Origin of the sequence: Pseudomonas sp. KB_12, assembly GCF_052114545.1 — a bacterium.
Classification (GTDB): Bacteria; Pseudomonadota; Gammaproteobacteria; order Pseudomonadales; family Pseudomonadaceae; genus Aquipseudomonas; species Aquipseudomonas brassicacearum.
This window is the reverse complement of the sequence record NZ_JBFREY010000005.1, coordinates 38,470-52,344: the sequence shown is the minus strand read 5'-3', so window position 1 is coordinate 52,344 and position 13,875 is coordinate 38,470. Positions and strand designations below refer to the sequence as shown.

12 protein-coding genes are annotated in these 13,875 nt (G+C 60.0%); 11 read left to right on the top strand and 1 reads right to left on the bottom strand.

What is annotated here, in order from left to right:
- Window positions 1-98: 98 nt before the first annotated feature.
- The 6 genes from dnaJ to AB4Z20_RS04300 all read left to right on the top strand — a co-directional run bounded on the left by dnaJ (window position 99) and on the right by AB4Z20_RS04300 (window position 7,670).
- Window positions 99-1,223, top strand: a complete 1,125-nt coding sequence (dnaJ, locus tag AB4Z20_RS04325) for a molecular chaperone DnaJ (RefSeq protein WP_014336569.1) — start codon at window positions 99-101, stop codon at window positions 1,221-1,223.
- A gap of 9 nt (window positions 1,224-1,232) precedes the next feature.
- Complete coding sequence (dapB, locus tag AB4Z20_RS04320) at window positions 1,233-2,039, top strand: 4-hydroxy-tetrahydrodipicolinate reductase (RefSeq protein WP_442089374.1); 807 nt, start codon at window positions 1,233-1,235, stop codon at window positions 2,037-2,039.
- A 255-nt stretch (window positions 2,040-2,294) separates the two neighbouring features.
- Window positions 2,295-3,431, top strand: a complete 1,137-nt coding sequence (gene carA, locus AB4Z20_RS04315) for a glutamine-hydrolyzing carbamoyl-phosphate synthase small subunit (protein ID WP_018612875.1) — start codon at window positions 2,295-2,297, stop codon at window positions 3,429-3,431.
- Window positions 3,432-3,536: 105 nt separating this feature from the next.
- Entirely contained in the window at window positions 3,537-6,758 is a 3,222-nt protein-coding gene (carB, locus tag AB4Z20_RS04310) for a carbamoyl-phosphate synthase large subunit (protein ID WP_014336571.1), read from the top strand.
- 2 nt (window positions 6,759-6,760) lie between these two features.
- Window positions 6,761-7,237, top strand: coding sequence for a transcription elongation factor GreA (greA, locus tag AB4Z20_RS04305; protein WP_027911987.1), 477 nt, complete (start codon window positions 6,761-6,763; stop codon window positions 7,235-7,237).
- 28 nt (window positions 7,238-7,265) lie between these two features.
- Window positions 7,266-7,670, top strand: a complete 405-nt coding sequence (locus AB4Z20_RS04300; RefSeq protein WP_063322987.1) for a hypothetical protein — start codon at window positions 7,266-7,268, stop codon at window positions 7,668-7,670.
- 10 nt (window positions 7,671-7,680) lie between these two features.
- On the opposite strand, the gene AB4Z20_RS04295 is transcribed toward AB4Z20_RS04300, so the two are convergent.
- On the bottom strand, window positions 7,681-7,989 hold the full coding sequence (locus tag AB4Z20_RS04295) for a YhbY family RNA-binding protein (RefSeq protein ID WP_003177852.1): 309 nt from the start codon (window positions 7,987-7,989) through the stop codon (window positions 7,681-7,683).
- Window positions 7,990-8,094: 105 nt separating this feature from the next.
- Between AB4Z20_RS04295 and rlmE the strand changes: the two genes are divergently transcribed.
- From rlmE to tpiA, 5 genes are all read left to right on the top strand, one after another.
- Window positions 8,095-8,727: a 23S rRNA (uridine(2552)-2'-O)-methyltransferase RlmE gene (gene rlmE / locus AB4Z20_RS04290; protein ID WP_003177853.1), complete on the top strand. Its 633-nt coding sequence runs from the start codon at window positions 8,095-8,097 to the stop codon at window positions 8,725-8,727.
- A 200-nt stretch (window positions 8,728-8,927) separates the two neighbouring features.
- Window positions 8,928-10,838 carry an ATP-dependent zinc metalloprotease FtsH gene (gene ftsH, locus AB4Z20_RS04285; RefSeq protein ID WP_214512215.1) on the top strand — a complete coding sequence of 637 codons (1,911 nt, stop codon included), beginning with the start codon at window positions 8,928-8,930 and terminating at the stop codon, window positions 10,836-10,838.
- 8 nt (window positions 10,839-10,846) lie between these two features.
- Entirely contained in the window at window positions 10,847-11,698 is an 852-nt protein-coding gene (folP, locus tag AB4Z20_RS04280) for a dihydropteroate synthase (protein WP_442089373.1), read from the top strand.
- 16 nt (window positions 11,699-11,714) lie between these two features.
- The gene (gene glmM, locus AB4Z20_RS04275) at window positions 11,715-13,052 is read left to right on the top strand and encodes a phosphoglucosamine mutase (protein ID WP_442089372.1); all 1,338 of its coding nucleotides are present in this window, start codon (window positions 11,715-11,717) and stop codon (window positions 13,050-13,052) included.
- A gap of 66 nt (window positions 13,053-13,118) precedes the next feature.
- On the top strand, window positions 13,119-13,874 hold the full coding sequence (gene tpiA, locus AB4Z20_RS04270) for a triose-phosphate isomerase (RefSeq protein WP_212797587.1): 756 nt from the start codon (window positions 13,119-13,121) through the stop codon (window positions 13,872-13,874).
- The last annotated feature ends 1 nt before the right edge of the window (window position 13,875 follow it).

Here is a 13,875-nt window from a genome sequence, read left to right as displayed (position 1 = left end):
GAATTGACGTGAGTTGGGTCCGGGCCTGTATTGGGGCTCAACGAGTTTGGCAAGGTTCAGGAGAGGTTTGCCGGACATCCATGAGAGTGCAAAGACCAATGGCAAAGCGTGACTTTTACGAAGTATTGGGTGTCGAGCGGGGGGCCAGCGAGGCAGACCTGAAAAAGGCCTATCGTCGCCTGGCGATGAAGCACCACCCGGACCGTAATCCCGACGATAAAGCGTCGGAAGAGATGTTCAAGGAAGCCAACGAGGCTTACGAAGTACTGTCCGATTCGAGCAAGCGCGCGGCGTACGACCAGTACGGGCATGCTGGTGTCGACCCGAGCATGGGTGGCGGCGGTGCCGGTTTTGGCGGCCAGAACTTCTCCGATATTTTCGGTGATGTGTTCAGCGATTTCTTCGGCGGTGGTCGCGGCGGTGCCCGTGGTGGCGCCCAGCGTGGCAGTGACCTGCGCTACACGCTGGAATTGAACCTGGAAGAGGCGGTGCGCGGTACCACCGTCAATATCCGTGTTCCGACACTGGTCAATTGCAAGCCGTGCGATGGCTCGGGTGCCAAGAAGGGCTCCTCGCCCGTTACCTGCCCGACCTGCGGCGGCATCGGTCAGGTCCGCATGCAGCAGGGCTTCTTCTCGGTGCAGCAGACCTGCCCGCGTTGCCATGGCCAAGGCAAGATCATTTCCGACCCGTGCGACTCCTGCCACGGCGAAGGGCGTGTCGAAGAGTACAAGACGCTGTCGGTCAAAGTGCCGGCCGGTGTCGACACCGGTGACCGCATTCGCCTGTCTGGCGAAGGCGAGGCGGGTGCCCAGGGCGGCCCGACGGGCGACCTGTATGTGGTCATCAATGTGCGCGAGCATGCGATTTTCCAGCGCGACGGCAAGCATCTGTTCTGCGAAGTGCCGATCAGCTTCGTCGATGCGGCCTTGGGTGGGGAGCTTGAGATCCCGACCCTCGACGGTCGCGTCAAGCTGAAAATCCCCGAGGGCACGCAGACCGGCAAGCAGTTCCGGATCCGTGGCAAAGGCGTCGCGCCAGTGCGTGGCGGTGGGGCGGGCGACCTGATGTGCCGTGTGGCGGTGGAGACTCCGGTCAACCTGGGTCGGCGTCAGCGTGAGCTGTTGGAAGAATTCCGCAACTCGTTGGCGGATGACAACAGTCACTCCCCGAAAACCACCGGTTGGTTCGAAGGCGTGAAGCGCTTCTTCGGCGACCTGTAAGGAGTTCGCATGCGACGTATAGCTGTGATGGGCGCTGCGGGGCGCATGGGCAAGGCGCTGGTCGAGGCGGTGCAGCAGCGCTCGCCGCTTTCCGGCCTGACCGCGGCCATCGTTCGGCCCGACAGCACGCTGGTAGGCGCCGATGCGGGCGAGTTGGCCTCGCTGGGGCGTATCGGCGTGCCGATGTCCGGCGGCTTGGAGAAAGTGCTCGACGAGTTCGATGTGCTGATCGATTTCACCCTGCCGGAAGTGATGCTGAAAAACCTCGCGATCTGCCGCAAGCACGGCAAGGCCATGGTGATCGGTACGACGGGGCTGGATGCTGCGCAGAAGCAATTGCTGGACGATGCGGGCAAAGATATTCCGATCGTGTTCGCCGCGAACTTCAGCGTGGGCGTGAACCTGTCGCTGAAGCTGCTGGACATAGCGGCCCGGGTCTTGGGTGACGATGCGGATATCGAAATCATCGAGGCGCATCACCGGCACAAGATCGACGCACCTTCGGGAACGGCCTTGCGCATGGGCGAAGTGATTGCCGATGCACTGGGTCGCGACCTGCAGGAAGTGGCCGTGTATGGGCGCCAGGGGCACACCGGTGCGCGTGAGCGCAGCACCATCGGTTTCGCCACTGTGCGCGGCGGAGATGTGGTGGGCGACCACACCGTGCTGTTCGCCACTGAAGGCGAGCGCCTGGAGATCACCCACAAGGCATCGAGTCGGATGACTTTCGCCAAGGGAGCGGTACGTGCCGCGCTGTGGCTGGATGGCCGCGAGCCTGGTTTGTACGATATGCAGGACGTTCTCGACCTGCGTTGATGCCCTTAAGTGCGGGGTTCAGGTTATACTGAGCCCCGTTTTACACCGCTTCGCGACGTCCTGTCGCATTCCCCTGCCTTTAAGGCTCATTAGCGGTGGACCAAAAAAGCCTTTTTCTGTAAGCTACAGCTTTAGTGTGTCCACTAAAAGCGCGCAGAATAATTCAGTGAACAAGCGGGGTGACGTGTCCATACGTCACTCCGCTTTTTTACAACCTGCGATCGCCCTTTCAGGCTTTATTTACGGGAGGTCTTCTTGACTAAGCCAGCCATACTCGCCCTTGCTGATGGCAGCATTTTTCGCGGCGAAGCCATTGGAGCCGACGGTCAGACCGTTGGTGAGGTGGTGTTTAACACCGCAATGACCGGCTATCAGGAAATTCTTACCGATCCTTCCTACGCCCAACAAATCGTTACCCTGACTTACCCGCACATCGGCAACACCGGCACCACGCCGGAAGACGCCGAGTCTGATCGTGTCTGGTCCGCCGGCCTGGTCATCCGTGACTTGCCGCTGGTAGCGAGCAACTGGCGTAACACGATGTCCCTGTCCGATTACCTGAAAGCCAACAACGTCGTGGCGATCGCCGGTATCGACACTCGTCGCCTGACCCGCATCCTTCGGGAAAAAGGCGCGCAAAACGGCTGCATCATGGCCGGCGACAACATTTCCGAAGAAGCCGCCATCGCCGCTGCCCAGGGCTTCCCTGGCCTCAAGGGCATGGACCTGGCGAAAGTCGTCAGCACCAAGAAGCAGTACGAATGGCGCTCCACGGTCTGGGACCTGAAGACCGACAGTCACGCGACGATCGAGGCTTGCGAGCTGCCTTACCACGTGGTGGCCTACGACTACGGCGTCAAGCTGAACATCCTGCGCATGCTGGTCGAGCGTGGTTGCCGCGTCACCGTGGTGCCGGCCCAAACCCCGGCCGCCGACGTCCTGGCCCTCAAGCCTGATGGCGTGTTCCTGTCCAACGGCCCGGGTGACCCGGAGCCTTGCGACTATGCGATCCAGGCGATCAAGGATGTGCTGGAAACCGAGATCCCGGTATTCGGTATCTGCCTCGGTCACCAGCTGCTGGCTCTGGCTTCGGGTGCCAAGACCTTGAAGATGGGTCACGGCCACCACGGTGCCAACCACCCCGTGCAGGACCTGGACACCGGCGTGGTGATGATCACCAGCCAGAACCACGGTTTCGCGGTGGACGAAGCCACTCTGCCGGCCAACGTGCGCGCGATTCACAAGTCGCTGTTCGACGGCACGCTGCAAGGTATCGAGCGTACCGACAAGAGCGCGTTCAGCTTCCAGGGCCACCCTGAAGCGAGCCCGGGCCCGAACGACGTGGCGCCGCTGTTCGATCGCTTCATCAATGAGATGGCCAAGCGACGCTGACTGCGTGAAGCCCGAAGGCGGCCCCGAGTACGGCGGCCCCTTTGGGCGCTACAAAGATTGTTCGACGGCCTAGCCGACTGACCTGCGGATTTGAGTGACAAACCCATGCCAAAACGTACAGACATAAAAAGCATCCTGATTCTCGGCGCTGGCCCGATCGTGATCGGCCAGGCCTGCGAATTCGACTACTCCGGCGCCCAGGCCTGTAAAGCCCTGCGCGAAGAGGGCTACCGCGTCATCCTGGTGAACTCCAACCCGGCCACCATCATGACCGACCCGGCCATGGCCGACGCCACCTACATCGAGCCGATCAAGTGGCAGACCGTTGCCAAGATCATCGAGAAGGAACGCCCGGACGCGCTGCTGCCGACCATGGGTGGCCAGACCGCGCTGAACTGCGCCCTGGACCTGGAGCGCGAAGGCGTCCTGGAGAAGTTCGGTGTGGAAATGATCGGCGCCAACGCCGACACCATCGACAAGGCCGAAGACCGTTCGCGCTTCGACAAGGCGATGAAATCCATCGGCCTGGACTGCCCGCGCTCGGGCATCGCCCACAGCATGGAAGAGGCCAACGCCGTCCTGGAACGCCTTGGCTTCCCGTGCATCATCCGTCCGTCCTTCACCATGGGCGGCACCGGTGGCGGCATCGCCTACAACCGTGAAGAGTTCGAAGAAATCTGCGCCCGTGGTCTCGACTTGTCGCCGACCAAGGAACTGCTGATCGACGAATCCCTGATCGGCTGGAAAGAATATGAAATGGAAGTTGTCCGCGACAAAAAGGACAACTGCATCATCGTCTGCTCCATCGAAAACTTCGACCCGATGGGCGTGCACACCGGTGACTCGATCACCGTCGCACCAGCCCAGACCCTGACCGACAAGGAATACCAGATCCTGCGTAACGCCTCCCTGGCGGTACTGCGTGAGATCGGCGTGGAAACCGGCGGCTCCAACGTCCAGTTCGGCATCTGCCCGAACACCGGTCGCATGGTGGTCATCGAGATGAACCCGCGGGTATCCCGTTCGTCGGCCCTGGCTTCCAAGGCCACCGGTTTCCCGATTGCCAAGGTCGCTGCCAAGCTGGCCGTGGGCTACACCCTGGACGAGCTGTCGAACGACATCACCGGTGGCAAGACCCCGGCGTCCTTCGAGCCGTCCATCGACTACGTCGTCACCAAGCTGCCACGCTTCGCCTTCGAGAAGTTCGCCAAGGCTGACGCCCGCCTGACCACTCAAATGAAGTCGGTCGGTGAAGTCATGGCCATCGGCCGGACCTTCCAGGAGTCTCTGCAGAAAGCTCTTCGCGGTCTGGAAGTGGGCGTCTGCGGTCTTGATCCGAAGCTGGACCTGGCCGACCCGGAAAGCATGAGCGTGCTCAAGCGCGAGCTGACCGTGCCAGGCGCCGAGCGCATCTGGTACGTGGCCGACGCCTTCCGTGCCGGCATGACCGTCGAGCAGATCTTCGGCATGAACATGATCGACCCTTGGTTCCTGGTACAGATCGAAGATCTGATCAAGGAAGAAGAGAAGGTCAAGACCCTGGGCATGTCCAGCATCGACCGCGACATGATGTACCGCCTCAAGCGCAAAGGCTTCTCCGACATGCGCCTGGCCAAGCTGCTGGGTGTGACCGAGAAGAGCCTGCGCACACATCGCCACAAGCTGGAAGTGTTCCCGGTCTACAAGCGCGTCGACACCTGCGCGGCCGAGTTCGCCACCGACACCGCGTACCTGTACTCCACGTACGAAGAAGAGTGCGAAGCCGCGCCATCGACCCGCGACAAGATCATGATCCTGGGTGGCGGTCCTAACCGGATCGGCCAGGGCATCGAGTTCGACTACTGCTGCGTACACGCGGCACTGGCCCTGCGCGACGACGGTTACGAGACCATCATGGTCAACTGCAACCCGGAAACCGTGTCCACCGACTACGACACCTCCGATCGCCTGTACTTCGAGCCAGTGACCCTGGAAGACGTGCTGGAAATCGTCCGCGTCGAGAAGCCAAAAGGCGTGATCGTCCAGTACGGCGGCCAGACCCCGCTGAAACTGGCGCGCGCCCTTGAAGCCGCTGGCGTGCCGATCATCGGCACCAGCCCGGATGCGATCGACCGCGCCGAAGACCGTGAGCGCTTCCAGCAGATGGTCGAGCGCCTGAACCTGCGCCAGCCGCCAAACGCCACCGTGCGCAGCGAAGACGAAGCGATTCGTGCCGCCGCCAAGATCGGTTACCCGCTGGTGGTGCGTCCGTCCTATGTACTGGGCGGCCGTGCGATGGAAATCGTCTATCAAGAAGACGAGCTCAAGCGCTACCTGCGTGAAGCGGTCCAGGTCTCCAACGACAGCCCGGTGCTGCTGGATCACTTCCTCAACTGCGCCATCGAAATGGACGTGGACGCGGTCAGCGACGGCAAGGACGTGGTGATTGGCGCGATCATGCAGCACATCGAACAAGCGGGCGTTCACTCCGGTGACTCCGCTTGCTCGCTGCCGCCTTACTCGCTGCCGGCGCACATCCAGGACGAGATGCGCGAGCAGGTCAAGAAAATGGCCCTGGAACTGGGCGTTATCGGCCTGATGAACGTGCAACTGGCCTTGCAGGGCGAAGACATCTACGTCATCGAAGTCAACCCGCGCGCTTCCCGGACCGTACCGTTCGTCTCCAAGTGCATCGGTGTTTCCCTGGCGATGATCGCTGCACGGGTCATGGCGGGCAAAACCCTGAAGGAACTGAATTTCACCAAGGAAATCATTCCGAACTTCTACAGTGTGAAAGAAGCGGTGTTCCCGTTCGCCAAGTTTCCTGGCGTCGACCCGATCCTCGGCCCTGAGATGAAGTCCACCGGTGAAGTGATGGGTGTGGGCGATACCTTCGGTGAAGCCTTCGCCAAGGCCCAGATGGGCGCGAGCGAAGTGTTGCCGACTGGCGGCACGGCGTTCATCAGCGTGCGTGATGACGACAAGCCACTGGTTGCAGGCGTGGCCCGTGATCTGATCAACTTGGGCTTCGAAGTGGTCGCCACTGCCGGTACTGCCAGGCTGATCGAAGCGGCAGGCCTGAAAGTGCGCCGCGTGAACAAGGTGACCGAGGGGCGTCCGCACGTGGTCGACATGATCAAGAATGACGAAGTCACGCTGATCATCAACACCACCGAAGGTCGCCAGTCGATCGCCGATTCCTACTCCATTCGTCGCAATGCGCTGCAGCACAAGATCTACTGCACCACGACCATTGCTGCGGGCGAAGCGATCTGCGAAGCGCTCAAGTTCGGTCCCGAGAAGACCGTGCGTCGCTTGCAGGATCTACATGCAGGATTGAAGGCATGAGCATAACCAAGTACCCGATGACAGTTCAGGGCGCGAAGGCCCTGGAAGAAGAACACGCTTTCCTGACCAAGGTCGAGCGGCCGCGCTTGAGCCAGGCTATTGGTGAAGCGCGTGAGCTGGGCGATCTCAAGGAAAACGCCGAATACCATGCTGCCCGAGAGGAGCAGGGGATGGTCGAGGCGCGTGTCCGTGATATCGAAGGTCGCATGCAGAATGCGGTGATCATCGATGTCACGACGATCCCGCACACCGGCAAGGTGATCTTTGGCACTACCGTGGAAATCGCCAACGTCGAGACCGATGAAAGCGTCACTTACCAGATCGTTGGTGAGGACGAGGCAGACATCAAGCTCGGCAAGATCTCCGTTGGTTCGCCCATCGCTCGCGCCTTGATTGCCAAGGAAGAGGGCGATGTGGTGGTGGTGAAGACGCCGGGTGGTGTCATCGAGTATGAGATTGTCGAAGTCCGTCACATCTGAACGAAGGCGCCCGCTGCGAGCGGGCGCCATGATCTGGCAGCTCACCCAGATGTTGTGGGTGGGCGGCGTCTGGTTGTTGCACGTCGGTTTGCTGCCGGTGCTGGGTCGAGTCGGCCTGGCACCGCTGCTCATCGATGAAATCGCAGGCATGCTGACGGCGCTGCTGGTGGGTTTCTCCGCGGCGTGCGTAATATTTCAGGCTTTGGTGCTGGTTCAGGCCGAGGGCCTTGCCAGTCTATGGCGCGACATTCGTGGGCAATTGTTGCTCATGTCGTTGTACGCGTGCGGGATGTTCTTCGCGGTGCGTCTCGGCTGGCCGGATGCGAGCCAGTGGCAGGCATTCAGTTACCTGGTGCTGGGTTTTTCCGGATTGGTGCTGGTGTTGCAACCGGTTCCCGGCTGGAGTGGCAGGGTGTGCGAGGCACACCCTTGACCCTTTGACATCACTTGAAACGGTGAACGTTCGACAGTTGCTTGTTGACGCTGAAGTTCTTGCGATAAATCAGCGCCATCTTGCCGATGACCTGTACCAGGTCTGCCTTGCCGGTCTTGCACAGTTCGGCAACGGCAGCCAGGCGGGCTTCGCGGTCGAGGATGTTGAGCTTGATCTTGATCAGCTCGTGATCGCCCAAGGCGCGTTCCAGTTCGGCGAGTACACCTTCAGTCAAACCGTTGTCAGCCACAGTCAAAACCGGTTTCAGATGGTGGCCAATGGATTTGTATTGTTTCTTCTGCTCTTGAGTGAGCGGCATAATCTGACCCCTGCGTCTGATCTTGTAAAAAGCGGCGGCCAGTTTACCCGAGCAAGTCCGGGACCGCCCACTTAATCACGACCCGTTTTATTTTTGAGGTGGCCCGTGGCCCGTTCCAAGACAAGTCTTAAATGGCTGCAAGAGCATTTCAACGACCCATTCGTGAAAATGGCGCAAAAAGACGGCTATCGTTCCCGTGCCAGCTACAAGCTGCTGGAGATTCAGGAAAGAGACCGTTTGATCCGTCCAGGCATGAGCGTGATCGACTTGGGCGCCGCCCCGGGTGGCTGGTCCCAAGTGACCAGTCGTCTGATTGGTGGGCAAGGCACACTGATCGCTTCCGATATCCTGGAAATGGACAGCATCCCGGATGTGACCTTCATTCAGGGCGACTTTACCGAGGACGCCGTACTCGCGCAGATCCTTGAAGCGGTTGGAAAAAACGAGGTGGACCTTGTGATTTCCGATATGGCCCCCAATATGAGTGGACTGGCATCTGTTGATATGCCGCGATCGATGTTCCTGTGCGAGTTGGCACTGGATCTTGCGACTCGGGTGTTGAAGCCAGGTGGTGATTTTTTGATCAAGGTCTTCCAGGGTGAAGGCTTCGACGAATACCACAAGAGCGTGCGCAAGCAGTTCGAGAAGGTCACGACGCGCAAGCCGAAATCATCGCGTGATCGCTCCCGTGAGCAGTACCTGCTGGGCCGTGGTTTCCGTGGTCGCAGTGAGGAATAAGAGGTTTTTCGACCGGGGCGATAGGTTTTTCGTATTTCGTCCCGTGAGCATTAGCGAATATTGTGTAGAAAGTGTTTCACAAAGGGTTACAGACGGCGCCTGCCAGAGTCGTAGGTAATGTAGTAAGTTAGGCCGGTGAATATCATGCGAAGCACGCGCCAGTAGCGGAGCTTGCTTCAGAGGGTAGTTAATTGAACGATATGGCAAAGAATCTGATCCTGTGGTTGATCATCGCCGCTGTCCTTGTGACCGTGATGAACAACTTCTCCAGCCCTAACGAGCCGCAGACCCTCAACTATTCCGACTTCATCCAGCAGGTCAAGGATGGCAAGGTCGAGCGCGTAGCCGTTGATGGCTATGTGATTACCGGTAAGCGCACCGATGGCGACAACTTCAAGACCATTCGTCCGGCAATCCAGGACAATGGCCTGATCGGCGACCTGGTGGACAACCATGTCGTGGTCGAAGGCAAGCAGCCTGAGCAGCAAAGCATCTGGACCCAGCTCCTGGTCGCCAGCTTCCCGATCCTGGTGATCATCGCCGTGTTCATGTTCTTCATGCGCCAGATGCAGGGCGGCGGTGGAGGCAAGGGCGGGCCGATGAGCTTTGGCAAGAGCAAGGCCCGTCTGCTTTCCGAAGACCAGGTGAAAACCACCCTGGCCGACGTCGCGGGTTGCGACGAAGCCAAGGAAGAAGTTGGCGAGCTGGTCGAGTTCCTGCGTGATCCGGGCAAGTTCCAGCGTCTGGGCGGCCGTATTCCGCGCGGCGTACTGATGGTGGGCCCACCAGGTACAGGTAAAACCTTGCTGGCCAAGGCGATTGCCGGTGAAGCCAAGGTGCCGTTCTTCACTATTTCCGGTTCCGACTTCGTCGAGATGTTCGTCGGCGTGGGCGCCAGTCGTGTTCGCGACATGTTCGAGCAGGCCAAGAAACACGCGCCATGCATCATCTTCATCGACGAAATCGACGCCGTCGGTCGCCATCGTGGTGCCGGCATGGGTGGCGGTCACGATGAACGTGAACAGACCCTCAACCAGTTGCTGGTCGAGATGGACGGTTTCGAAATGAACGACGGCATCATCGTGATTGCCGCCACCAACCGTCCTGACGTACTTGACCCTGCGCTGCTGCGTCCAGGTCGTTTCGACCGCCAGGTCGTGGTGGGGCTGCCGGACATTCGTGGCCGCGAGCAGATCCTCAAGGTTCATATGCGCAAGGTGCCAATGGGCGACGACGTCGCTCCGGCGGTCATCGCGCGTGGTACGCCGGGCTTTTCCGGTGCCGACCTTGCTAACCTGGTCAACGAGGCGTCGCTGTTCGCCGCTCGCACCGGCAAGCGCGTCGTGGAAATGAAGGAATTCGAGCTGGCCAAGGACAAGATCATGATGGGCGCAGAGCGCAAATCCATGGTCATGTCGGAGAAAGAAAAGCAGAACACTGCGTATCACGAGGCGGGTCACGCGATCGTCGGTCGTGTCGTGCCTGAGCATGATCCGGTCTACAAGGTCTCGATCATTCCGCGTGGTCGTGCCCTGGGCGTGACCATGTTCCTGCCGGAAGAGGATCGCTACAGTCTGTCCAAGCGTGCATTGATCAGCCAGATCTGTTCGTTGTACGGCGGTCGTATCGCTGAAGAGATGACGCTGGGCTTCGACGGTGTGACCACTGGCGCGTCCAACGACATCATGCGTGCAAGTCAGATCGCCCGGAATATGGTCACCAAGTGGGGCCTGTCCGAGAAGTTGGGGCCGCTGATGTATGCCGAAGAAGAGGGGGAAGTATTCCTCGGTCGTGGTGGCGGTGGCCAGCATGCAAGCTTCTCTGGCGAAACGGCCAAGCTGATCGACTCCGAAGTGCGCAGCATCATCGACCAGTGCTACGGCACAGCCCGGCAGATTCTCACGGACAACCGTGACAAACTCGATGCCATGGCCGATGCCCTGATGAAGTACGAAACCATCGATGCCGAGCAGATCGACGACATCATGGCGGGTCGCGTACCTCGCGAGCCTCGTGACTGGTCGGGTGGTACTGGCACCTCCGGTACACCTCCGGCTGTACAGGGTGAGCGTCCGGAAACACCGATTGGCGGTCCGGCCGCTGATGTCTAAGGCTTGAAATGACTTCTGTTCAGTCCTCGACCCGGTTGCCTTGCGGCAACCGGGTTCTTGATTTGGCCCATGCGCATGTCATGGGCATTCTCAATGTCACGCCTGATTCCTTTTCCGATGGTGGTCGATTCAGCCAGCTCGATGCTGCGCTGCGGCATGCCGAGGCCATGGTGGCCGCGGGCGCAACGCTGATCGATGTGGGTGGTGAATCGACCCGGCCGGGCGCACGTGCGGTCTCGCCTACCGAAGAGCTGGAGCGAGTGGCGCCGATTGTCGAGCGCATCCATCGCGAACTTGATGTCATTATCTCGGTCGATACGTCCACGCCTGCGGTCATGCGTGAGACTGCGCGACTGGGGGCGGGCCTGATCAATGATGTTCGGTCCTTGCGGCGCGATGGTGCCCTGGATGCGGCGGCGGCCACCGGGTTGCCGGTGTGCCTGATGCATATGCTCGGCGAGCCGGGGACCATGCAGAATGACCCGCACTATGATGATGTAACCAGGGAGGTAGGTGAATTCCTGGTGGAGCGTCTGGATCGGTGCGTCGCCGCGGGCATTCCCGTCGAGCGGATCATTCTTGACCCCGGGTTCGGCTTTGCCAAGACCCTGGCTCACAACCTGAGCCTGTTCAAACATATGGAAGCCTTGCATGCCCTGGGGCGGCCCCTGTTGGTTGGGGTCTCGCGAAAGAGCATGATAGGCAATGCCTTGGGCCGCCCGGTGGGGGAGCGTCTGTATGGCGGTCTCGCCCTTGCGGCCTTGGCCCTTGCCAAAGGTGCGCGCATATTGCGCGTGCACGATGTAGCCGAAACGATGGATGTCGTGCGGATGATTGCAGCTGTGGATTCAGCCGAATAAGAATGACGGAGCACTTATGAGCAAGAAATACTTTGGCACCGACGGTATTCGTGGTCGGGTCGGCGAATACCCTATTACCCCTGATTTCATGCTCAAGCTCGGCTGGGCGGCCGGCATGGCGTTCCGCAAAATGGGCGCGTGCAAGGTGCTGGTCGGCAAGGACACGCGAATTTCCGGCTACATGTTCGAATCGGCACTCGAAGCCGGCCTGACATCGGCGGGTGCCGATGTGATGTTGCTGGGCCCGATGCCGACGCCAGCCATTGCCTACCTGACGCGTACGTTCCAGGCCCAGGCAGGCATCGTGATCAGTGCCTCGCACAACCCTCATGATGACAACGGCATCAAGTTCTTCTCCGGCCAGGGTACCAAGCTGCCGGATGATATCGAGCTGATGATCGAAGAGCTGCTGGACACGCCGATGACTGTGGTTGAGTCGAGCAAGATCGGCAAAGTGTCGCGGATCAACGATGCGTCGGGTCGCTACATCGAGTTCTGCAAAGGCAGTGTGCCGTCCGGTACCAGTTTTTCCGGCCTGAAAATCGTCGTCGATTGCGCCCACGGGGCAACCTATAAAGTTGCGCCGAGCGTCTTTCGCGAGCTGGGCGCCGAGGTGGTGGTGCTTTCCGCCCAGCCTAATGGCCTGAACATCAACCATAACTGTGGCTCCACCCATACCGAGGCGTTGCAGGCTGCAGTGCTGGCTGAGCAGGCCGATCTCGGGATTGCCTTCGATGGCGACGGTGATCGGGTCCTGATGGTCGATCACACCGGCACGGTTGTCGATGGTGACGAATTGCTGTTCATCATCGCCCGTGACCTGCATGGGCGCGGCAAACTGCAGGGCGGCGTGGTCGGTACGTTGATGAGCAACCTGGGGCTTGAACTGGCCCTGGCGGATCTGGATATCCCGTTCGTGCGGGCTAACGTGGGTGACCGCTACGTGATCTCGGAGCTGCTGGAGCGCAACTGGGTGATCGGTGGCGAGAACTCCGGCCACATCGTGTGCTTCGACCATACCACCACAGGTGATGCGATTATTGCAGCCCTGCAAGTGCTGATGGCGCTCAAGGCGCGTAGCGAAGGGCTCGCACAGTCGCGCCAGGCATTGCGCAAATGCCCGCAAGTGTTGATCAACGTGCGTTTCGGTGGCGGTGTGAATCCTCTCGAGCATGCGAAGGTCAAGCAGGCCAGTGAGCATGTGACGCAGGCGATGGCGGGGCGTGGGCGCGTGTTGTTGCGCAAGTCCGGCACAGAGCCTTTGGTGCGCGTCATGGTCGAAGGAGAGGATGAAGCGCAAGTTCGCGGTTATGCCGAAGAGCTGGCAAAACTTGTTACTGAAGTTTCTGCCTGAATTCGGCTTGCCAGTCATGAATCCGTTGGGTAACATCTGCGCCCACTTTGACCGACGAGGTACAGCATGCGTCGCCCTATGGTAGCTGGTAACTGGAAGATGCACGGTACCCGCGCCAGCGTCGCTGAGCTGATCAATGGCCTTCGTCATCTGGCCTTGCCTAGCGGTGTTGATGTCGCGGTATTCCCGCCTTGCCTGTATATCAATCAAGTGATTGATGGCTTGAAAGGTAAGTCGATTTCGGTCGGCGCGCAGAACTCTGCGGTGGAATCCATGCAAGGTGCGCTGACCGGCGAGATTGCGCCGAGTCAGTTGGTGGATGCAGGTTGTTCCCTGGTCCTGGTCGGACACTCCGAGCGTCGCCAGATCATGGGTGAGCAGGACAAGACCTTGATCCGCAAGTTTGCTGCGGCCCAGGCCTGCGGTCTGATTCCGGTGTTGTGCGTAGGGGAAACCCTCGAGCAGCGTGAAGCTGGCAAGACCCTTGAAGTTGTCGGGCGTCAGCTGGGCAGCATCATCGAAGACCTGGGTGTCGGTGCTTTTGCAAAGGCAGTCATTGCTTACGAGCCAGTTTGGGCTATTGGTACCGGGCTGACTGCTTCGCCGCAACAGGCGCAGGATGTGCACGCAGCCATCCGCGCGCAGTTGGCGGCAGAGAATTCTGAAGTGGCACGAGGTGTGCGGCTTCTATACGGCGGCAGCGTGAAGGCGGCCAATGCGGTCGAACTGTTCGGCATGCCGGATATCGATGGGGGGCTCATTGGTGGAGCGTCCCTGAATGCAGATGAGTTCGGTGCGATTTGTCGCGCCGCGGGAAACTGAG